Genomic DNA, 21,433 nt, shown 5'->3' on the forward strand with positions numbered 1-21,433 from the left:
CGCCGAGGAGTTGCACCGGCTCGTCCCGGACGACCGCGTCCTTGTCGACAGGCCGCCCCGTCATGCCACCCCGAGCACTCCAAGCCCCGCGCACCGAACGGAGAAGCACCTTGCAGGACACCCACGAGATCACCCTGGGCGATGTCACCATCACCCGGATCGAGGAGCTGCACGGGCCGATCATGCCCACGGACCAGTTCTTCCCGGACCTGCCCGAGCAGGCATGGAAGGACCAGCGTGCCATGCTCGTGCCCGACCACCTGGGCGCCGACGACGCCATGGTCCATGTCGCGATGCAGACCTGGCTGTTGCGCAGCGAGGGCAGGACCATCCTGGTCGACACCGGCGTCGGCAACGACAAGTCCCGCCCGGCCGTCGCTGCGTGGGACCACCTACGGCTGGACTACCTCGGCAACCTCGCGCGCGCCGGTGTGCGGCCCGAGGACGTCGACCTTGTGGTCAACACCCACCTGCACGTCGACCACGTCGGCTGGAACACCCGCCTGATCGACGGCGCCTGGGTACCCACGTTCCCGAACGCCAACTATTTGATGCCCAAGGCCGACTTCGAGTTCTGGAATCCGGCGAACAACCCCGGCATCGCCGGCGGCGTCAACGAGAACGTCTTCGAGGACAGCGTCGCCCCCGTACACGCCGCGGGCCAGGTGCAGCTGTGGGAGGAAGGCCACACCATCGACGCGCACCTGCGGCTGGAAGCAGCCCCCGGCCACACGCCCGGATCCAGCATCGTCATGCTGGCCTCCCGCAGCGACCGGGCCCTGTTCGCCGGCGACCTGATGCACACTCCCCTTCAGGTCACGCACCCCGACCACAACAGCTGCTTCTGCCACGACCCGGCCCAGGCCCGCAAAACCCGCCGCAGGCTGCTCGGCTGGGCCGCCGACACAGGCGCCCTCGTCCTGCCCGCCCACTTCAGCGGCCACAGCGCCCTCGAAGTCGAGCACAAGGGCAGCGGGTTCATGATCAAGAAGTGGGCACCGATCACGAGGTACTGACCCCGACTCCACCCCGCCGTCGCTCCGGCCACCCCGGAGCGGCGGCATCGACGTGAGCAACCAGCAGCCAGGAGATCCGAGATGGCACCCGCCGATCCCGCCACCGTCACCACCACCTCAGGCCCTGTCCGCGGTCGCCGCCACGGACACGGGACTGTCTTCCTCGATGTCCCCTACTCCGCACCGCCCGTCGGACGTAGGCGTTTCGCCGCGCCGAGCCCGCACCAACGGTGGACCGGAGTCCGTGACGCGACGCGGCCGGGACCGACCGCGCCCCAGCCCACCCGGGACTCCTTCGGCACCCTCGACATGTCGCCCTACTTCGGACCGGGCTGGCAGCGCGGCGACGACTACCTCACCGTCAACATCTGGGCCCCGCAGCCGGATGGGCCGACCCGGCCGGTCATGGTGTTCGTGCACGGCGGAGGGTTCGTCGCGGGCTCCGGCCGTGCACCGCTCTACGACGGAACGGCTTTCGCCCGCGACGGCGTCGTGCTGATCACCGTCAACTACCGCCTGGGCATCCCCGGCTTCCTCCACCTGCCCGACGCCCCGGACAACCGCGGCATGCTCGACGTCCTGGCCGCCCTGCACTGGATCCAGGAGAATGCCGCCCAATTCGGCGGCGACCCCGGCAACGTCACCCTCTTCGGCCAGTCCGCCGGAGCCATCATCGTCTGCGGCGTCCTCGCCGACCCGGCCTCCTCCGGCCTGGTCCGACGGGCGATCATCCAGAGCGGCACCGGCACCGGCACCTTCACTCCCGACCAGGCCGGCATCGTCACCGCGGCGGTCGGACGCGAGCTGGACCTCGAACCCAGCGTCAAGACCCTGGCCGACATCCCCGACGAGCGCCTCGTCGCCGTCATGGCCGGCCTGACCGGCCTGGACGTGCGCACCTCCACCCACCACGACCCGCTCGGCGGCATCACCTCCTTCAGCCTGGTCAGCGAGCACCAGCCTGCCACTGCGGTCGCCGCCGGCCAGGGAAGCGAGATCGACTTGCTGATCGGCACCAATCTCGACGAGGGCGCTCTCTACCTGGCCCCGTTGGGACTCCTGGCGAGGACCACCGATGCCGATGTCCGGGACACCGCAGCAAGGTTCCACCCCGACCCCGACGAGGCCGTCCGTGCCTACCGAACACAGCACCCGTCCGCCTCAGCCGCCGACCTGCGCACCACCATCCTCGGTGACGGGCTGTTCACAGCCGGCACCCGGCAGATGGCCGCCGCTCACGCGAGCGCCGCGGACGGGCGCACGTACTGCTACGAATTCGTCTGGCGCTCCGACGCGATCGACGGACAACTGGGCGCCAGCCATGTCATGGAGTTGCCGTTCGTCTTCGACCGCCTGTCCCTGCCATCGCTGCGCGGCCCACGAGGGCTCCTCGGCAACGCCGCACCGCCCGCCCCACTCGCCACTCGTGTCCACCAATCGTGGATACAGTTCGCTGAGACCGGCAATCCCGGCTGGCCCGTCCACGAACCGGCCGGGGGCCGCATCCAGCACATCGGCGCCGCCTGACCGCCAACCGCGGGCAACGGCGCCGCGCGCTGCGCGCCGACGGCCGGGAGACGCTGCTCGCGATGACACCCGAGCAGGCCACCGGGACCTGATCACCCCCGCGCCCACTGGCCGAGAACCCGCAGCCGCCGGCGGTTCGGCACGAGCCGCCGAGGTCCTCACCCGCGAGAACCAAGGTGATTCCGCGTTCGGCAGGAGTCTCGAGTGTTGCGCAGCGCAGGAATTACAGGTCTCGATGCACACGGTTCCGAATGAGCCATCCGCCCGCCAGTAGGCGCCGAACTGGGCGGACGTAGCAGTGCAGGCACGGTTCACCCGACCAGGGAGATTCCATACGTTTCATGATCACCGGGATATCCGTGCCTGCCGTCCCATCGCCCGCACCGGCGGCGACCGCTCCGCAGGCGGGAGGCTGCCCGTGCCTTTGTCGGCACGCACGGGCAGCGATGGTCTGCGGTGGTCAAAGGTCGGGACAGGATGGCGCCCGCCCCTGGGAGACCAAGGGCGCGCGGGCGCCCCGCAGGTCCTGTCCCTGCGGGTCCGCGAGGCGTCTAGTACTCCAGCCGTAGATCGTGATCTTCATGGCTGGACGGCCGCTTGATGTCGGTAGTGGCACCGGTGCGCGCGGGCTTGATGCCGACGTCGCCAGTGTGACCAGCGCAGGCGGTGTGCGAGGTCGTGGGCTGGGCGGATCAATGCCGCGAACTGGTGCTGGATCTCGTTGCCGGTCATGGGGATCAGGTCGTCGGGGGCGGGTCGGTCGCGGCGTTCGGTGGCTGCAGTGCAGGCGAGGAAGGCGTGGGCGAGCATGGCGAGGGTGGCCCAGCGGTGCCAGGAGGCCCAGCGGCGGACCTGGTGCTCGTCCAGGCCGGTCAAGCCCTTGCTTGCCTGGAACGTCTCCTCGATCGTCCAGCGCCGTCCGGCCACCCGCACCAGCTCGGACATCGGCACCGGACGCGGTGAGAAGCAGCGGTATGAGGCGAGTTCACCGGTGCGACGGTTGCGACGGACCAACAGGCACCACTGGCCGGGCCAACCGGCGGCGTCGAGGATGTCGATCTGGGCCCAGTCGTAGTACCGCTCACCCTTCGCGCCTGCTCCGGCCGACAGCCGCTGCCAGGCCCGCTTCGGGATCCGCGCGGCCAGGGTCTTCGCCTGGAACTTACCGGCGGGCGTGATGACGGAGTGGGTGCTGGACACCGCCAGGACGTAGCCGGTCCGACGATGTTCCAGGGCGATCCGCAGGTGCGGGTTGTCGCCGTAGACCTCGTCGCCCGCGACCCAGCGCGCGGGTGCTCCCGCGTCCAAGGCCCGCTCGACCATGCGGGCGGCAAGTTGGGGTTTGGTGGCGAAGGCCAGGTCGTCGGGGATGCCCGCGCTCCGGCAGCGGTCCGGTGCCTCGGTCCACGAGCGCGGCACATACAGGGCTCGGTCGATGGCGGCGTGTCCGCGGGCGGCGGAGTACACGAGATAAACGGCGACCTGGGCGTTCTCGACTCGGCCGGCCGTGCCGGTGTACTGACGCTGGACGCCGACGGTCGCGGTGCCCTTCTTCAAATCGCCCGTCTCGTCGACCACGAGCACCGCCTCGGTGTCGCGCAGGTGCTCGACCACGTAGGCCCGTATGTCGTCACGAATCGCGTCGGCGTCCCATTTCGCCCGGTGGAGCAGGTGCTGCATGCCGTCCGGAGTGGCATCACCCGCGTGCTCGGCCAGGGTCCAGCAGTTCTTCCTCGGCAGGTCCGACAGCAGCCCGGAGACCAACCGCCGCACCCGGCGACGGGGTTCAACTCGGGAGAACCGGCCGGCGATCCGGCTCATCAGTCCTTCGAATGCCTCCTGCCAGTGGGCAGGCACTACGCCGGCGTCCGAGGCCGCCGCGTGATCATTGGTTGTCCACACAACACCCCATGATCAACGGCGGCCTCGGACGCCACCGAAGCCAGTAGTCGGGCCCCTCGACTCGGTAGCGAACGTCGACACCGGCAACGAACCGCAGCTCACACACGAGCCGACGGGCGCCGTCCGGCGCCAAGCGGTGCGGCGCCAACAGCAGCTCCAGCTCGTCATAGCGGGCGTCGACCCCGCCGTGGCCCGGATGGCTCTCCTGGCCGACCTCGCCCGCCTCACGGCGCTCATACCACCTGGCGTAGATCGCCCACTGCTCGCGCTCCAGCTCCGCCACCGTCTCGCTTGCGGGCCAGACCTGGTACTCATCGACTTCATGGCTGTGGTCGTAGACGTGCATCTCGAAGTAGTGAGGCTTCCCGTCGATGTCAGCAAGGCCGGCCCACGGTTCGCCGTACCACTCCGACTCGGCGTACACCCGCTCGAAGCCGTCCGCGATCAACTGCTCTTCGCCCCAGATCTCAGCCACGCAGGCAGGCTACCGGCGAGCAGTCTCCGTATCCATGATCACGATCTACGGCTGGAGTACTAGGCGCCCTTGGGGCAGTTGTCGGACGAGGTTGGTGTGACTGAGCGCTTCAGTTGGCGGATGAGCGCGCTACCTGGCGGAACTGTGCGTTGTAGTTGGCGGAACCACTGGCGCTGGGGGCGGGGGCAGCCTGTATTCATGCTGGTGGTGTGGCTGCCCCTCAGGTTGCCCCCCTCGACGTTCGGTTCCGGAAGAAGGGGTTCGTCTTTCGGATGGGGCCGAAGGTCCTGGGGTGCGGCTGCCGCGCGCATCTACGGTCAGGGTGAGCTGGTTCCGCCAGGAAGGGGAATTCCAGAGACCATAGCGCCACAGCGGGGTGTGGTGCGCCAAGAACGGAAGGGAAGAACGGATGCGTAAACTCTGGCTCTTCAGCACATTAGCGGCCACATCGCTGCTACTCCCGGTTCAAGCAGCTCAGGCCCAGCCGCAGACTGGTGTCGGCGCAGCGGTCGTGACCGCCCAGCAGCGGCCCGCCGCGGCGGATGATGTGCACTCGGGTGCCGATGAGTACTTCGGGTTCGGCGGTGCGTGGTTCAAATTCACCGGAGACAGCACGATCGAAGACATTTGGACTTACGCCAATGACACCTCGTGCGACGGCAATAACGTTTATGCGCGGCTGGAAGTAAAGCATGGCAACGGCCACGTTGAGATCGTCGACGACACAACGGCCTGGGGCGAGGGCTGCATGGGAGGTACCGGCCACACGGAAGGCGTCTCCTATCAGCACGCTCCCATGGGGGCGATCTCCTGGGCGCGGGTGATTCTCTGCAATGACGACTGGGGCCCGACCAACACTTGCGTGCGCGGTCCCAAGCGGGACAACCCCGAGTTCTGATCACGACCCGAGCAACAGGGCGCACCTGCGGGCGGGCGCCGACCTCACGAGGGGTGCCCGCCCGCAGGTCAACGGCTGCCCCTTGTTCGAACCGAGGGTCAGCCCCGCGCTGAAGTGCCGCTGCAGGAGCAGGAACACCAGGATGGTCGGGAGCGACACCAGCACCGAGCCTGCCACGAGGAGGTTGCAACGACGTCACCGTCGCTCACCCAGACCGCCGCGCTCATCCACGCTCCGGCAGCCGCTGGCAACGCCCGCCGCGCCATGACCGACCTGCAGATCACCTTGCAGGCCGCCGACGCCCACGCCCGCAAGGTCGGCCACCGCTACCTGCTCGCCGACGAGCAACGCGCCCTGGATCGCGGTGCCAAGCTGCTGCACACCGCCCTTGACACCGGCGGCAACCTCCACGGGCGCACGGCCGCGTACGACGAGGCCCGCCGCCTCATCTGATCTCCCAATCCGTCCAACTGCCGAAGCAGGCCGTCGCCGAACTCAAGCACCGTAGCCGCCTTACACTCGCCACCCGGCCCCGCGCCCCGGAGGGTCACTCATCGTGCCCTGGGTCGATGGGCAGCCGCTCTGGCTGGCAGCAGCGATGGTCGCCGAGCGTCCGGGGCGCCCGCACTTCCTGCCCCACCACCTGGACCGACTACTGTTCGGCAACCGCCCTGGAGCACACCCCTGGCCACCCAACGCATCACCAGCATGAACACGGGCTGCCCCCGCCCCCAGCACCAGCGGTTCCGCCAACTACAACGCACAGTTCCGCCAGGTAGCGCGCTCATCCGCCAACTGAAGCGCTCAGTCACAGTTGGGCCGTCGTGCCGGATGGCGTGAGTGCGGGCGCGGACGGCTACGGCGATGGCAGCCATGGGGGTGGTGCCGGTGCCCATACGGCGCATGACCTGCTGCCGCCACTCGACGGGGAGACTGGCGAACCCGCCCCACGACCACGGTCCCCGGCACACTCATGCGCTGGACGATGCCCGTCACCCCCACCTTGGCTGACCAGCTCACCTACGACCTGACCCGCCTGGCCCGCGTGAAGGAAGGACGCAGACCCGAACCGACCGCTTCCGTGATCGACACCCAGAGCGTAAAGACCGCCATCAATGTGCCTCTGACCAGCCAGGGAACCGACGCCGCCAAGAAGATCGTCGGCAGGAAACGGGGCATCATCACCGACACACTCGGTCTGCTCCTCGCCGTGACCGTCACCGCCGCGAGCCTGTCCGAGAACGCCGTCGGAATCCAGCTCCTCGACCAGGCCAAGAAGACCTACCCCAGCGTCTCCAAGAGTTGGGTCGACACGGGCTTCAAGAACGCCGTCATCGAGCACGGCGCCAGCCTCGGAATCGACGTCGAAGTCGTCAACAGAAACCCAGGAGTTCGCGGCTTCCACGTCGCCTCGATCGACAACCCCACCAAGCGCATAACGGACGAGACGACACCCAGCGGGATACCGCTGCCCAGTTCATGGACTACAGGGACAGTCAGGTCGAACAACCGGCCAGCCCGACGTTACCGAGTTCCGGGTCCTCGTCGCCGACGGAAAGGCTGAGGGGACGTGCCACACCTAGGTACGACGCGGCCTCTGACCTCGGCCGGATCGCGTATAACGTCGAATGCGGCTCGACGGCCTCGAACGGGCCGAAGAGCGCCGGTAGAAACTCGGAAAACCTGATGGGAAACACATGTCCTACTCGCCTCACGAGGAAAGCAACCTGCGGATCGTCAGGGACGCCCTCGCCGAAGGAAAAGACGACTTCACCAAGTTCTTCACGAAGATCTTCACCAACGACACCGAATGGGAGATCGCCGGTCACGGTCCGGTCGCCGGGATCTACCACGGCTTGAAGGATCTCCACGAGAATGCCGAGGCGGCACTGTTCGACAGGCTCGACGGTCCGCTTTCGATCACGCCACGCGGCCTGTGGGCCGACGGCGACGACGTCATCGTCCGGATCGAGAGCACGGGCGTCGCGATTGACGGTGAGCCGTATCACAACGGCTATCTCTACATTCTCACCATGAAGAACGGGAAGGTCGTGTCCGGTATCGAATGGCTCGACCTCCATGCCTACTACGAGATCATCGATCGCGTGCGGCTGTGAGTCACAGGCCGGGCCGCGCGCTCGTGGCCTAGGTGGCGGAGAACTCGTGGGCCGCCAGCCGAGCATCCCGGCCGAGGACATCCGCCCGGCGGGCGGGCCTTCGAGGTGGGTGTGGCACACCCACCTCGCGGCGTCGCTATCGGCTTACGCTGGTCGGTGATGACGAATCGAGACAAGTCTGGCTCGCAGCTGGGCGACTTCCTGCGGGCGCGGCGCGCGGCGGTCGCTCCGGAGGAGGTAGGCCTGCCGCGAGGGCACCGCCGCGTCGCGGGGTTGCGGCGGGAGGAGGTGGCGGCACTGGCCGGGGCCAGTGCCGACTACTACACGCGTCTGGAACAGGGTCGTGAGCGTCATCCCTCGACACAGATGCTGGACGCGCTTGCCGCCGCGCTGAACCTCGACCACGACGAGCACGCCCACCTGTGCCGGCTCGCGGGCAACCCGGCGCCCGCCGCGGGTGGTGCCGGCGGCCGTGCGGTCCATCCTTCGCTGCATCAGCTGCTGGGCCAGTTCCCGTCGACGCCCGCGTTCGTGATCGACGAGACCCAGCAGATCCTCGCGGCGAACACTCTGGGGACAGCACTGCACAGCGGGTTCATATCCTCGGACAACTTCGCGCGGATGATCTTCCTGGATCCCGAGGGCCGGCGGTTCTTCCTCGACTGGCAACGTATCGCGGCCGCGAACGCCGGATCGCTGCGGCAGGCCTGGGGCCGTCCCGCCGCACGCGGGCGGCTGGAGCCGCTGATCGCCGAACTGTGTGCGGGCAGCGAGGACTTCGACCGTCTCTGGCGGGGGCACACCGTCGCCTCGAAGACACGGGAGGCGAAGCGGCTCACCCACCCGCACGTCGGTGAGCTGACGTTGACCTACCACTCGTTCGCGGTGGCCGATGTCGATGGCGGGCACCTCGTCGTGTGCCAGGCCGAGCCCGGGTCCGCCAGTGAGAAGGGCCTGCGGCTGCTGTCGACGCCGGCCGCGGACCGGACCGAAGGCACCGGGGCGGCGTCCCCCGACACCACGCCGCACTCCGCGTCGTGACCCACCACCCTGCCCGTGGACAGGACGGCGGGCCACGGTGACCTGATCACCACTCCCACACCCGACTTGGCCCAAGTTGGTGCGTACCTGCTCGAGTGTGGATGGTGTCGAGGAGAGTACTGCACCCCGGCGACGCTCTCGCCCTCTGGTGGAACGTCTCGGACAGCGCTGTCGGCTGGACAGCCGACCAAGATGCCCGCCTGCGCCGCCTCTTCGGCGCCGAGGACCGCGCCCGCCCCCATGGCCCAATTCCGCCACCTCCCGGAAGCAATGGCCGAGGTGCCCGCCAGGGCGAGGGCCAGCAACAGGACCGCGGTGAGTGCGGCCAGGGACCGTCGCGAGGAATGCGGGACATGGCGCACGGAAGGCTCCTTCCACACGGTTGTCACCATCCTCGGAAGCCTTCCTGCCCTGTCGTCCTACGCGCGCAGCTGATGCTCCTACCTAGCAGGGAGTACCGGGAGCAGGCCGTACCCCGGTGACGGAGAGCGCCGAGGCGTCCGTCGGCCCGTTGGTTATGCTGCGCGGATGGACGGCGAACGATGAGCGAGGCGCAGCAGACCCCCGGTCAGCAGGAGCGGACCGATCACGGCCCGGCCGCCCGCGAGGTGGACCAGCCGTCGCCCGTCGACGGTGCCCTGGAGCGGGCGATCGCCGTGCAGGTGCGCCGCTACCGGCAGGCGATCGGACTGACGGTCGGCGACATGGCGATCCGCGCGGGTATCTCCAAGGCCATGCTGTCGAAGATCGAGAACGCCCAGACGTCCTGCAGTCTCACCACCCTGGCCCGGCTCGCGGCCGCCCTGGACGTGCCGGTGACCGCGCTCTTCCGGGGGGCCGACACCCAGCGCGAGGCGGTGTTCACCCCGTCCGGCGCGGGCGCCCGGATCATTCAGCGCGGGTCGCGGGTGGGCCACGACTACACCCTGCTCGGCGCGCTGCGCGGCCCGCACAAGCGGATGGAGGCCCACCTCGTCACGCTGACCGAGCAGAGCGAGGTGTTCCCGCTGTTCCAACACCCGGGCACCGAGCTGCTGTTCATGCTCGACGGCGAGATGGTCTACGGGCACTGCGACGCCGCGTACCGGATGCGTCCCGGCGACGCGCTGCAGCTGGACGGCGAGGGCGTGCACGGCCCGCAGGAGTTGGTGGAGTTGCCGATCCGCTTCCTGTCGGTCGTGGCCTACGGAGACATCGAGTCCTGAGGGAGCACCTGAGGGAGCAACACACTCTTTATCGTGCGTGCGGCGCCTCGTAACACATTTCGTCCACCCTCTTGCAACATTGGTTCCTCTCAGGAGACCCGAGAGGGCCCCGCACTATGGGGAGGACAGCACAGCATGGACGCAGCAAGTACCGCCTGGATTCTCGCCGCCTTCACGGCGGTGAGCCTGATGGTTCCCGGCCTCGCTCTCTTCTACGGCGGCATGGCCGGCGCCCGCTCCACCCTCAACATGATCATGATGGTGCTCGGCGCGTGCGCCGCCGGGGCCGTCGTATGGACCCTGTACGGCTACTCCGCGGTGTTCGGCGACTCGTACGGAGGGCTCGGCCTGCTCGGCGACGTCACCGAACACGCGGGTCTCACCGATGTATTGACCGGCGACAAGGACGCGGCAATCCCACCCGCGCTCTTCGCCGCCTTCCAGGCCCTGTTCGCGGCGATCACGGTGGGCATCATCGCCGGCGCCCTGGTGGACCGGGTGAAGTTCGGCGCCTGGATCGTCTTCTCCGGGCTGTGGGTGACCTTCGTGTATCTGCCCATCGGTCACTGGGTGTTCTCGCTCAGTGCCGAGGACGGCTCGCTCACCGGTGGCTGGATCCTCAACGAGCTGGGCGCGGTGGACTTCGCGGGTGGCACCGCCGTGCACATCAACTCCGGTATCGCGGGCCTGGCCGCGGTCCTCGCGCTCGGCGCCCGGCGCGGCTGGCCGCGGCAGCCCCGCCCGAGCAGCATCCCGCTCACGGTGCTCGGCGGCGGCATCCTGTTCTTCGGCTGGTTCGGCTTCAACGGCGGCTCGGCGCTGGCCGCGGGCAACAGCGCGGCCGTGGTCGTCCTGATCACCATGAACGCCTCCTTCGCGGGCCTGCTGGCCTGGGTCGCCGTCGAGCGGTTCACCCACGGGCACCCGACCGCGCTCGGCGCGGTGTCCGGCATGATCGCCGGTCTGGTCGCGATCACCCCTGCCTGCGGTGCCGTGTCGCCGATCGGATCGCTGGCGGTCGGCGCGATCGCGGGCGCCCTGTGCCCGCTCGCCATCAAGCTCAAGTACCGCCTCGGGTACGACGATTCGCTCGACGTGGTCGGCGTCCACCTGGTCGGCGGCGTGGCGGGCACATTGCTGGTGGGTCTCTTCGCCACCTCGGACGCGCCGAGCGGCGCGAGCGGCCTCTTCTACGGCGGCGGCTTCAAGCTGCTCGGCATCCAGACCGTGGCCTCGCTCGCCGTCCTCACCTACTCCTTCGTCGTCACCTGGCTCCTGGTGAAGGCGCTCGACAAGACGATGGGCATGCGCCTGGAGCCGGAGGCCGAGGAGAACGGCGTCGACGTGACCGTGCACGGCGAGGTCGCCTGGGACCTGGAGGGCGCCCTCTTCGGCCCCACCCCCAAGCCGGCCGAGCGCTCACGCGCGGTGGTCGAGAAGGCGGAGGCGCTCACGTCCGCCGCGGCAGAGAACACGAAGAGCTGACGGCTCCGAACCCTGTCCCGACACCCCGGAAGACCCGGTCCTGTGCACCAACAGGGCCGGGTCTTCGACATGGTGACCGATCGGCGGCGGGCGGAACGTAACACGCCTTAACCGTCGGTTAACCACCCTCACTGTTTCCTGACGTGATACTTGATTTCACCAGAGGACACCGAGAGGTGAGCTCGCATGACCTTGCCGTCAGCACCGCCCCCACGCCTGCTCCTCCCCGGCCTCACCCCTCGCGAGCCGGGCCTCGAGACCTATCCCGTACGCCCCGGAGGCCTCACCGGCGTCCGGCTCTCCCCCGGCGACCGGCTCACCGTGATCGACCGCTACGGCCGACAGCCCGCCGAACTCACCGTGATCGACCGCACCGGCACGGCATTCGGAGCCGTCCAGGACGCGCCCGCGACCGTGCTGCGCACATCGCCCCTGGCCGCGGAGCACGGTGTCGATCCTCGATCCGCCCTCGCGATACGGCTGTTCGGGCCGTGGTCACCCGCCGGGTCCCGGGAGGAGTTCACGGCGACCGAGGAATGCGTCAGCCTCGTCGGAGCGCCCGGCGCCCCCATGGACGTACAAGAGGAAGAAGCCAACCCGCCGTCCGAACTGCTGCTGGAGATACGCCGGTCCGCGCCGCACCACGCGCCCGGCCCGCTGCTCCCCGAGCCCCTCGCCGAGCCCGTGCTCGACCTCAGGATCGACGCCACCACGGCTCGCGCGTACGAGGTGAAGAAGGGGCAGTACATACAGGTCATCGACGTCGAGGGCCGCCAGTGCTCCGACTTCCTGGCGTTCGGCGCCCGCCGGCTCCAGGACGGCGTGGAGCGCGGCCTCGACGCGACCGCCACCCGCTCGTTCACCGGCCGCGCCTATCCGCAGCCCGGCCTGCACGGCAAGTTCTACGACGCCGATGCCCGGCCGCTGCTCGACGTGGTGCGTGACACCGTCGGCCGCCACGACACCTTCGGTCTCGCCTGCAACGCCAAGTACTACGAGGACATGGGCTATCCGGGCCACCCCAACTGCACCGACAACTTCAACGGGCAGCTCGGTGGCTACGGCATCGCCGCCCGATCCGGCTGGCCCGCCCTGAATCTCTTCTACAACACCGACTTCGACGCCGACCACCGGTTCGTGTTCGACGAACCCTGGTCCCGGCCCGGCGACTACGTCCTGCTGCGCGCGATGACCGATCTCGTCTGCGCCTCCTCCGCCTGCCCCGACGACATCGATCCGTCGAACGCCTGGGTGCCGACCGACATCCACGTCCGTGTGTACGACGCGAGGAGGACGTTCTCCATGGCCATCGCCCACCGCGTCACCCCGGACGCGGAACCACGCCTCACCCGGCCGTCCGCGTTCGCGCCGCGCACTCAGGCGCTGACGCGGCAGTTCACGGAGTACCGCGGCTTCTGGCTGCCCGACACCTACGACCGGCACGGACCGCAGGAGGAGTACTGGGCCTGCCGCGAGCGAGCCGCCGTGATGGATCTGTCCGCGCTGCGCAAGTTCGAGGTCACCGGGCCGGACGCGGAGGCGCTGCTGCAGGCGACCCTCACCCGCAACATCCGCAAGCTGTCGCACGGCCAGGTCGTCTACTCGGCGATGTGCAACGAGACCGGCGGAATGATCGACGACTGCACGGTCTTCCGGCTCGGCGACACCAACTTCCGCCTGGTGGGCGGCGACGACTACGACGGCGTCTGGCTGCGCGAACAGGCGCTGCGGCTCGGCCTCGACCGGGTGTGGATCAAGCCGTCCACCGACCAGCTGCACAACCTCGCCGTGCAGGGTCCGGCCAGCCGGGACCTGCTCGCCGAGATCGTCTGGACCCCGCAGACCCAGCCCGCCTTCGCCGGCCTCGGCTGGTTCCGCTTCGCGATCGGCCGGCTGGGCGGACCGGACGGCGTTCCCCTGCTCGTCTCCCGCACCGGCTACTCCGGCGAACTCGGCTACGAGCTGTGGACCCACCCGCTCCACGCCACCGCGCTGTGGGACGCGGTCCGCGAGGCCGGCGAACCGTACGGCCTCACCCCGCTCGGGCTCCAGGCCCTTGACATGCTGCGCATCGAGGCCGGACTCGCCTTCGCGGGATACGAGTTCTGCGACCAGACCGACCCGTACGAGGCGGGCATCGGCTTCACCGTCCCCCTGAAGACCAAGGAGGACGACTTCGTGGGCCGTGAGGCACTGCTCGCCCGCAGGGCGAGTCCGCAGCGCACCCTGGTCGGCCTGGAGCTGGCGGGCGACGAGCCCGCGCGGCACGGCGACTGCGTCCACGTAGGCCGCTCCCAGGTCGGCGTGGTCACCAGCGCCACCCGCTCCCCCGTCCTGCGCAAGAACATCGCCCTGTGCCGGATCGCCGTCCAGTACGCCGCCCTGGGCACCGCCGTCGAGGTCGGCAAGCTCGACGGCCACCGCAAACGCATCCCTGCCCAGGTCGTCCGCTTCCCGTTCTACGACCCCGACAAGACCCGGCCCCGCTCCTGACTCTCCCCCTGCCTCAACTCCCGCCTGCCCTTCGGAGGTTCAGCATGTCCCGCGTTGCCATCATCGGTGCGGGCCCCAGCGGCCTGGCCCAGCTCCACGCCTTCGAGGAGGCCCGACGGGCCGGTGCCGCGGTGCCCGAGGTCGTCTGCTTCGAGAAGCAGAGCGACTGGGGCGGCCTGTGGAACTACACCTGGCGCACCGGCCTCGACGAGCACGGCGACCCGGTGCACGGCTCGATGTACCGCTATCTGTGGTCCAACGGACCCAAGGAGTGCCTGGAGTTCGCCGACTACACCTTCGACGAGCACTTCGGCGGCCCCATCCCGTCGTTCCCGCCGCGCGAGGTGCTGTACGAGTACATCACCGGCCGGGCGAAGAAGAGCAACGTCCGCCAGTACATACGGTTCGACACGCCTGTGCGCTGGATCGCGTACGACGCCGCCTCGGAGACCTTCACGGTCACGGTGGAGAACCGGGCCGACGGCACCACGCTCACCGAGGAGTTCGACTGGGTGATCGTCGGTACGGGGCATTTCTCCACCCCCAACTTCCCGGAGTACCCCGGCTTTTCGACCTTCCCCGGTCGGGTGCTGCACTCCCACGACTTCCGTGACGCGGGCGAGTTCGCGGGCAAGGACCTGCTCGTCCTCGGCGGCAGCTACTCGGCCGAGGACATCGCGCTGCAGTCGCTCAAGTACGGCGCGAAGTCCGTGACCATCTCCTACCGCAGCAGCCCGATGGGCTTCGGCTGGCCCGACGGCATCCGCGAAGTGCCCTGTCTGGACCGGGTCGAGGGCCGCACCGCGCACTTCGCCGACGGCACCGCGCAGGACGTGGACGCCATCGTCCTGTGCACCGGGTACCAGCACCGGTTCCCGTTCGTGGAGGAGGAGTTGAGGCTCCGTACGGACAACAACCTCTACCCCGAGAAGCTCTACAAGGGCGTGGCCTGGACGGCCAACCCGAAGTTCATGTACCTCGCGATGCAGGACCAGTACTACACGTTCACGATGTTCGACGCGCAGGCCTTCTATGTGCGCGACATCGTGCTCGGCCGGATCGGCCTGCCCGACGCGAGCGCCATGGAAGCGGACATCGCGGCCTGGCGCGAGCGGCAGGACACCCTCACCGGCCCGATGGACGACATCGACTTCCAGACCGACTACCTGCGCGAGCTGCTCACCGCCACCGACTACCCCGTCTTCGACCTGGACCTGGCCCGCGAGCACTTCGCGACCTGGGAGCACCACAAGGAGGAGTCCATCACCGGCTACCGCGACCGGTCCTTCACCTCCCCCTGCACCGGCACGGCCGCGCCGGTCCACCACACCCCGTGGTGGGAGGAGCTCGACGACTCTTCGGGCACCTTCCTGCGCACCGCGCCGCAGAACATGCCGTAACCCAACTTCACGACGGCGTAACCCAACCACTGTTTCACTGCACGATACTTAATTTCACCAGAGGAACCACACCAGGAGGGCGAGGATGACCACAACCCAGGGTCCGATCCTGAAGGTGCAGGACGGCGCGACCGATCTCCCCAGCATGGAGGTCGAGGGTTCCAAGGCGTTCATCGGCGACGCGTTCGTCAACCCGGGCGGCGCGGTGATCTGCTCCGGCTTCTTCGAGCTGTTCCACTCCGAGCCGCTCGTCTACGAGTACACGTACGACGAGACCAAGTACGTCGTCGAGGGGGATTTCACGCTCACCGACATGGCGACCGGCCAGGTCGTCGAAGCGGTCAAGGGGGATGTGCTGTTCTTCCCCAAGGGCACGACGGTCAAGTTCGAGACCTCGGACCACGCGATCGGCTTCTACGCCGGCCACCGGACGTTCGCTCCCTGACATGGGCGCACAGCACACCAGCGTGCCTCGCTGGCCGACGGTCGCCCCGGAGCTGGACCGCACCGGCCGTGCCTACGCGGTCCTGACCTTCGGGCCCGCCGCCTCGGTGCTGGCGGCGGCCTGGCAGAGCGCACTGGAGACGCTGGGACGTCCGGTGTGGTCCCGGCACGACGAGCAGGCCACGGCCGACTGCCTCGCCGAACTCCGCGCGCAGATCTCGGCCGCCACGGTCGGATGGCGGCTCCTGCTCGCCGGGCCGCAGTCCGAGGTGCTGGCCGCGTACTCCGAGGCGGTGCGTGGAGGCGTCCTCGACGCGGAGATCACCGTGGTGGTGACGGAGACGGAGCATCGCCGGGTGTGGTGCGCGCACTGCGAGTCGACGACCTCCGCCGAGGTGATGCTCGGCGCGGAGGTCCCCTGCGCGGGCTGCGGGCGCTCACTGTTCGTCTACCACCACGTGTCGCGGCTGCACGCCGCACATCTGGGATTCATGACCGATGCGGAGGAGGTGCCATGACGCTCGAACTGGTCGTGCGGCGCAGCACCGAAATCGCCGAAAACACAAGGGAGTTGACGCTGGCGCGCCTCGACGGCGGTCCGCTGCCCGGGCATCCGCCGGGCAGCCATGTGGTCGTCGAGTGCGGACAGCGCCGCAACGCCTACTCGCTGACCAGCAGCGGGATCAGACCGTACGAGTACACCGTGGCCGTGCTGCGTCGGCCCGGCGGACGGGGCGGTTCGGAGCGGATGCATCTCTTCCGCGTCGGCGACCGGGTGTCGGTGAGCGTTCCGCGCAGCGCCTTCGCACCGGTGGCGACCGCCCGGCGGCATCTGTTGATCGCCGGGGGCATCGGGGTGACACCGATGCTCAGCCACGCACGCGACGCGGTGCGCTGGGGGCGGGACGTACGGATGCTGTATGTGCACCGGACCGGGGCGGGCGCGTACGTCGACGAGCTGACGGAACTGCTCGGCGGGAGGCTGCGACGGACCGTCCGCGGGGGCGAGTTCGGCGCACTGCTCGACGAGGCGCTGGTGTCGCAGCCGATCGGCACCCATCTGTACGTGTGCGGGCCCGGCCCGCTGATGGAGCGGGTGACCCAGGAGGCGCGCGCCGCCGGGTGGCCGCCGCAGCGGCTGCATCTGGAGCGGTTCACGCCGGCCGATCCGGTTCCCGGGCGGCCGTTCACCGCGCGGCTGCGGCGCTCGGCCCTGAACGTTGCGGTGTCGTCGGAGACGAGTCTGCTCGACGCGCTGGAGAGGGCCGGGGTCCGGGTGCCGAACATGTGCCGGCAGGGCGTCTGCGGGGAGTGCCGGGTGCCGGTGCTCACCGGGCGGCCGCTGCATCGCGACGAGTACCTGTCCGAGGACGAGCGCGCCGCGGGCGACAGCGTCATGTGCTGTGTGTCCCGCAGCGAGACCGAGCTTCTGGAGGTCGACCTGTGACGGTCACCGCACTCCCGACCCGGATCGCCGGCTTTCCCTTCCCGTTCCGCGCCGACTCCTACCGCTACTCCACCAACGTCGAGCCGGCCCGTGTGCCGGTGCCGACGGAGGCGGGTGAGTGGGGCGCCGGGATCCTCGACGTCGACGACGAGTACGCGGCCGAACTCGCCGAACGGGAACGGATTCTGGCCGCCGACCCGACCCGGCTGACCGTGCTGCCGCACATGCGCCCGGCCTGCTGGGACGCACTGCACACCCTGCTGCGCGAGCTGGCGGACCGACATCCCTCAGTCATGGAGCTGCGGCACCTGGGCTCCGACACCTACCTCTGGCGCAACGACCTGCTCGGCATCGAGCAGCGGTTCCGGGACGGCGAGGACGCCTCCCTGCCCGGCGGCCCGCTCGGCTTCCTCGGCAGCCAGGTGCAGGACGACATCGTGCTGCTCGACCAGCGCGAGGGCTCCCTGTGGGCCGACGCCGGTCTGGTCACCTTCGCCGCCGACTGGTCGCTGCGCTTCGACGTCGGTATGCGCTTCCTGGAGGTGCACGGCCCGGTGCCGAGGGTCCACGAGGAGGGGATCATCGCGCGGGCCGAACGTTTCCTGATGCGGCTCGAACCCGGCCAGGAGTACCGGCGTACCAACTGGACCATGTCCGTGGGACGTCGGCTCGACCAGTCCACCGAGGTCTATCCGGAGTGGGGCAGGGACCGCCGGCTGGCCGCCGAGGCGCCGGCCGCCGAACTCGCCGAGCGACTTCAGCTGCGCGTCGAGGTCCAGCATCTGATCCGGCTCGGCGCGTCCGGGGCGGTGATGTTCCTCATCCGCACCTACATGCTGTCGCTGGCCGAGCTGGCACAAGTACCGGCATGGCGGGCCCGGTTCGGTCACGTGCTGGCCGAACTGCCCGACGACATGGCCGAGTACAAGGGCCTGGCCCGCTTCCGCCGTCGCGCGGCGGACTGGCTGCTGTCCCCCTCCTCCTTCGCACCGCCCCGGTCCCAGCCCCAGGAGCCCTCATGACCACAGTCGACGCCGACCTCGCCTCTCGCGCCCGGGCCGACGGGGTGAAGTTCCTGCTCGCGCTCTTCGTCGACCTGACGGGCAAGCCGTGCGCCAAGCTCGTCCCCGTCGAGGCCGCCGACGAACTCCAGCACGAGGGCGTGGGGTTCGCCGGATACGCGGTCGGCGCGATCGGCCAGCAGCCGTGCGACCCGGACCTGATCGCGATCCCCGACCTGACCTCGTACACGCCCCTCCCCTGGGTGCGCGAGGGCCTGGCCCTGGTCCACTGCGACCCGCACGTCGAGGGCACACCGTGGCCGTACGCGCCCCGGGTGATCCTCAAGAAGCTGATCGAGCGGGCCCGGGAGCGGGAACTGGAGCTGTACGCGGGCGCGGAGGTCGAGTACTTCCTCGTCTCGCGGGACGCCGAGGGACGCATCACGCCCTCCGACGCCAAGGACACCGGCGCCCAACCCTGTTACGACGCACGCGGGTTGACCCGGATGTACGACCACCTCACCGCGGTCTCGGCGGCCATGAACGAGCTGGGCTGGGGCAACTACGCCAACGACCACGAGGACGGCAACGGCCAGTTCGAGCAGAACTTCGCCTACGCGGACGCGCTGACCACGGCCGACCGGGTCGTCACCGCCCGCTATCTGATCTCCATGCTCGCCGAACAGCGCGGTATGACCGCCACGTTCATGCCCAAGCCGTTCACCGACCGGACCGGCAGCGGAATGCATCTGCACCTGTCGCTGTGGAACGGCTCCATCGCTCTCTTCCCGGCCGAGGAGGACGAACGGGCCCTGGGGCTCTCCGAGTTGGCGTACTCCTTCCTGGCCGGTGTGCTGGAGCACGCGCCCGGTATGCAGGCCGTGCTCGCGCCGACCGTGAACTCCTACAAGCGGACCGGCGCGGTCTCGACGCGCTCGGGTGCCACCTGGTCTCCGCGGCGGGCGTCGTACGGCGGCAACGACCGTACGCACTTCGTCCGGGTCCCCGACGGCAACCGCATCGAGCTGCGCGGCGGGGACGGTTCGGCGAACCCGTATCTGGCGCTCGCGGCGGCGCTGGCAGCCGGGCTCGACGGGATCGGGCGAGGGCTGGACCCGGGAGCGCCGGGAGCGGACGGCCCGAAGCGTCCCGAGCTGCCGCTGACGCTGCTGCACGCGGTGGACGCGCTGGCGGGTGATCCCGTGGTGAGCGGGGCGCTGGACGCGGCGGGCGCGGGGGTGTGCGACTACTTCGCCGCCCTCAAGCGCGAAGAGTTCTTCGCCTGGCACAACACGGTCGGCTCGTGGGAGATCGACCGCTACCTCACCGCGTTCTGACACCTCGCCGCGTTCTGGCCCCTCGGCCGCGGTCGGAACCGCTTTCCAACGAACCACCTCTCCAATGAACCACCTCTCTGTGGAAGGGAGTTGCACCCATGTGCGGGATCGTGGGGCTCCATCTGCGTGACCCCGGGCTGTATCCGCGGCTCGGCACCCTGCTGGACGCCATGCTGGGTCAGGTCGTCGAGCGCGGCCCGGACTCGGCCGGCGTCGCGGTGTACGGCGACCGGCGCCGCTGCCCGGAGGGATACGCCGCTGTGTCCCTCCTCGGTGCGCCTCAGTCACTGGCCCAGGCACTGCCCGACGCGCTGATCACGGCCGCCGGTGACACCACCGTCGTCGCCGCGCCGCTCGCACCGGACGCTCTGACCGCGACGGTGCGTGAGGCCGCGCCCGGCGCCCGGATCGTCGGCAGTGGCACCGAGCTGACCGTGTACAAGGGCACCGGCCATCCGCGCGAACTGTCCGCGACGTACGACCTGGTGAACGCGCAGGGCTGGCAGGGCCTGGCACACACCCGGATGGCGACCGAGTCGGCGGTCACCCCGGAGGGCTGCCACCCGTTCTCCGTCGGCGACGACCAGTGCCTCGTGCACAACGGCTCGTTCGCGAACCACGCCACCATCCGCCGTGAACTGGCCGCCGAGGGCGTGCAGTTCGACAGCGAGAACGACTCCGAGGTCGGTGCCCGGTTCGTCGCCTCCAGGCTCGCTCAGGGCGAGGACCTGGAGAAGGCGCTGGTCGCCCTCTGCGAGCGCTTCGACGGCTTCTACACCCTCCTGGTCACCAACGGCAACGGCTTCGCCGTGGTCCGCGACGCCATCGCCTGCAAGCCCGCGATCATCGCCGAGACCGGCACGTGGGTGGCGATGGCCTCGGAGTTCCGCGCCCTGGCCGTCCTGCCGGGCATCGACGAGGCCCGGATCTACGAGCCCGAGCCGGAGAGGGTCTACGCATGGCACCGCTGACGTCCCGCATCGACCTGGCCACCAGCCCCGTACGCGACCTCAACGCCAAGCTCCACACCGGGTCGCTGGAGGCCGTGGAGGTGCTCAACCCGCAGGGCAAACACGCCGTCGCCGTCGGCCTGCGGCACCCGGTGACCGTCGACATCCACGGGCACGTGGGCTACTACTGCGCCGGCATGAACGACGGCGGCACCGTCACCGTCCACGGCAGCGCGGGCACAGGACTTGCCGAGAACATGATGTCGGGGACCGTACGGGTCACCGGGGACGCCTCGCAGTCGGCGGGCGCCACCGCCCACGGCGGACTGATCCTCATCGAGGGCAGCGCGTCGATGCGCTGCGGGATCTCCATGAAGGGCGTGGACATCGTGGTCGGCGGCGACATCGGCCCGATGAGTGCCTTCATGGCACAGGCCGGACGACTGGTCGTCTGCGGGGACGCGGGCGAGGCGCTCGGCGACTCGATCTACGAGGCCCGGCTGTACGTACGCGGCCGGGTGGCCTCGCTCGGCGCGGACTGCGTCGAGAAGGAGATGCGGCCCGAACACCTCGCGGAGGTAGCCGAGTTGCTCGCTTCTGCCGACCTCGCGCACGACCCGTCCGAGTTCCGCCGCTACGGCTCCGCCCGCGCGCTCTACCACTTCGCCGCCGGCAACTCGGCCGCGTACTGAGGA

Annotated in this window: 19 protein-coding genes and 2 pseudogenes; 18 read left to right on the top strand and 3 right to left on the bottom strand. The window is 69.5% G+C overall.

Annotated elements, in window-relative coordinates:
* Positions 1 to 110 precede the first annotated feature (110 nt).
* Both KCH87_RS00335 and KCH87_RS00340 read left to right on the top strand, forming a co-directional pair.
* A complete protein-coding gene (locus tag KCH87_RS00335) occupies positions 111 to 1,016 on the top strand; it encodes an MBL fold metallo-hydrolase (protein ID WP_247195511.1) in 906 nt (301 codons plus the stop codon).
* Positions 1,017 to 1,097: 81 nt separating this feature from the next.
* On the top strand, positions 1,098 to 2,543 hold the full coding sequence (locus KCH87_RS00340; protein ID WP_210583154.1) for a carboxylesterase/lipase family protein: 1,446 nt from the start codon (positions 1,098 to 1,100) through the stop codon (positions 2,541 to 2,543).
* A 579-nt stretch (positions 2,544 to 3,122) separates the two neighbouring features.
* Here the strand turns inward: KCH87_RS00340 and KCH87_RS00345 are convergent.
* Entirely contained in the window at positions 3,123 to 4,364 is a 1,242-nt protein-coding gene (locus tag KCH87_RS00345; protein ID WP_210583156.1) for an IS701 family transposase, read from the bottom strand.
* A 64-nt stretch (positions 4,365 to 4,428) separates the two neighbouring features.
* Entirely contained in the window at positions 4,429 to 4,920 is a 492-nt protein-coding gene (locus KCH87_RS00350; RefSeq protein WP_210583158.1) for a hypothetical protein, read from the bottom strand.
* Positions 4,921 to 5,329: 409 nt separating this feature from the next.
* Between KCH87_RS00350 and KCH87_RS00355 the strand changes: the two genes are divergently transcribed.
* Positions 5,330 to 5,818, top strand: coding sequence for a hypothetical protein (locus KCH87_RS00355; RefSeq protein WP_210583160.1), 489 nt, complete (start codon positions 5,330 to 5,332; stop codon positions 5,816 to 5,818).
* A gap of 78 nt (positions 5,819 to 5,896) precedes the next feature.
* On the opposite strand, the pseudogene KCH87_RS48640 reads toward KCH87_RS00355, so the two are convergent.
* Positions 5,897 to 6,004, bottom strand: a pseudogene (locus tag KCH87_RS48640) (carbohydrate ABC transporter permease); the annotation flags it as partial.
* A gap of 78 nt (positions 6,005 to 6,082) precedes the next feature.
* Here KCH87_RS48640 and KCH87_RS00360 point away from each other — a divergent pair.
* From KCH87_RS00360 to KCH87_RS00430, 15 genes and pseudogenes are all read left to right on the top strand, one after another.
* Positions 6,083 to 6,271: a hypothetical protein gene (locus KCH87_RS00360; RefSeq protein WP_210583162.1), complete on the top strand. Its 189-nt coding sequence runs from the start codon at positions 6,083 to 6,085 to the stop codon at positions 6,269 to 6,271.
* A gap of 559 nt (positions 6,272 to 6,830) precedes the next feature.
* Positions 6,831 to 7,382 (top strand): annotated as a pseudogene (locus KCH87_RS00365) (transposase); the annotation flags it as partial.
* 133 nt (positions 7,383 to 7,515) lie between these two features.
* Positions 7,516 to 7,935 carry a nuclear transport factor 2 family protein gene (locus KCH87_RS00370; RefSeq protein WP_210583164.1) on the top strand — a complete coding sequence of 140 codons (420 nt, stop codon included), beginning with the start codon at positions 7,516 to 7,518 and terminating at the stop codon, positions 7,933 to 7,935.
* A 159-nt stretch (positions 7,936 to 8,094) separates the two neighbouring features.
* Positions 8,095 to 8,976 carry a helix-turn-helix transcriptional regulator gene (locus tag KCH87_RS00375; RefSeq protein ID WP_210583166.1) on the top strand — a complete coding sequence of 294 codons (882 nt, stop codon included), beginning with the start codon at positions 8,095 to 8,097 and terminating at the stop codon, positions 8,974 to 8,976.
* A 542-nt stretch (positions 8,977 to 9,518) separates the two neighbouring features.
* A complete protein-coding gene (locus KCH87_RS00380) occupies positions 9,519 to 10,181 on the top strand; it encodes an XRE family transcriptional regulator (protein WP_210583168.1) in 663 nt (220 codons plus the stop codon).
* Between the two features lie 135 nt (positions 10,182 to 10,316).
* Positions 10,317 to 11,666: an ammonium transporter gene (locus KCH87_RS00385; protein WP_210583170.1), complete on the top strand. Its 1,350-nt coding sequence runs from the start codon at positions 10,317 to 10,319 to the stop codon at positions 11,664 to 11,666.
* Positions 11,667 to 11,852: 186 nt separating this feature from the next.
* Positions 11,853 to 14,159: a DUF1989 domain-containing protein gene (locus tag KCH87_RS00390; protein ID WP_210583171.1), complete on the top strand. Its 2,307-nt coding sequence runs from the start codon at positions 11,853 to 11,855 to the stop codon at positions 14,157 to 14,159.
* Positions 14,160 to 14,203: 44 nt separating this feature from the next.
* Positions 14,204 to 15,559 (top strand): NAD(P)-binding domain-containing protein, encoded by a 1,356-nt coding sequence (locus KCH87_RS00395; RefSeq protein ID WP_210583173.1) that lies wholly within the window; start codon positions 14,204 to 14,206, stop codon positions 15,557 to 15,559.
* A gap of 85 nt (positions 15,560 to 15,644) precedes the next feature.
* Positions 15,645 to 16,004 carry a cupin domain-containing protein gene (locus tag KCH87_RS00400; RefSeq protein ID WP_210583175.1) on the top strand — a complete coding sequence of 120 codons (360 nt, stop codon included), beginning with the start codon at positions 15,645 to 15,647 and terminating at the stop codon, positions 16,002 to 16,004.
* Between the two features lies 1 nt (position 16,005).
* Positions 16,006 to 16,521 (top strand): dimethylamine monooxygenase subunit DmmA family protein, encoded by a 516-nt coding sequence (locus KCH87_RS00405; protein WP_210583176.1) that lies wholly within the window; start codon positions 16,006 to 16,008, stop codon positions 16,519 to 16,521.
* A complete protein-coding gene (locus KCH87_RS00410) occupies positions 16,518 to 17,450 on the top strand; it encodes a PDR/VanB family oxidoreductase (protein ID WP_210583177.1) in 933 nt (310 codons plus the stop codon). Before KCH87_RS00405 ends, KCH87_RS00410 begins: the two co-directional genes overlap by 4 nt.
* Positions 17,447 to 18,472 (top strand): DUF3445 domain-containing protein, encoded by a 1,026-nt coding sequence (locus tag KCH87_RS00415; RefSeq protein WP_308298701.1) that lies wholly within the window; start codon positions 17,447 to 17,449, stop codon positions 18,470 to 18,472. Before KCH87_RS00410 ends, KCH87_RS00415 begins: the two co-directional genes overlap by 4 nt.
* A complete protein-coding gene (glnT, locus tag KCH87_RS00420; protein WP_210583178.1) occupies positions 18,469 to 19,788 on the top strand; it encodes a type III glutamate--ammonia ligase in 1,320 nt (439 codons plus the stop codon). Before KCH87_RS00415 ends, glnT begins: the two co-directional genes overlap by 4 nt.
* 98 nt (positions 19,789 to 19,886) lie before the next feature.
* Positions 19,887 to 20,759 carry a glutamine amidotransferase gene (locus KCH87_RS00425; protein WP_210583179.1) on the top strand — a complete coding sequence of 291 codons (873 nt, stop codon included), beginning with the start codon at positions 19,887 to 19,889 and terminating at the stop codon, positions 20,757 to 20,759.
* Positions 20,747 to 21,430 carry a glutamate synthase gene (locus KCH87_RS00430; RefSeq protein ID WP_210583180.1) on the top strand — a complete coding sequence of 228 codons (684 nt, stop codon included), beginning with the start codon at positions 20,747 to 20,749 and terminating at the stop codon, positions 21,428 to 21,430. The genes KCH87_RS00425 and KCH87_RS00430 overlap by 13 nt, the downstream gene beginning before the upstream one ends.
* Positions 21,431 to 21,433: the final 3 nt, after the last annotated feature.

It is taken from the genome of Streptomyces sp. GESEQ-35, assembly GCF_017948485.1.
Lineage (GTDB): Bacteria > Actinomycetota > Actinomycetes > Streptomycetales > Streptomycetaceae > Streptomyces.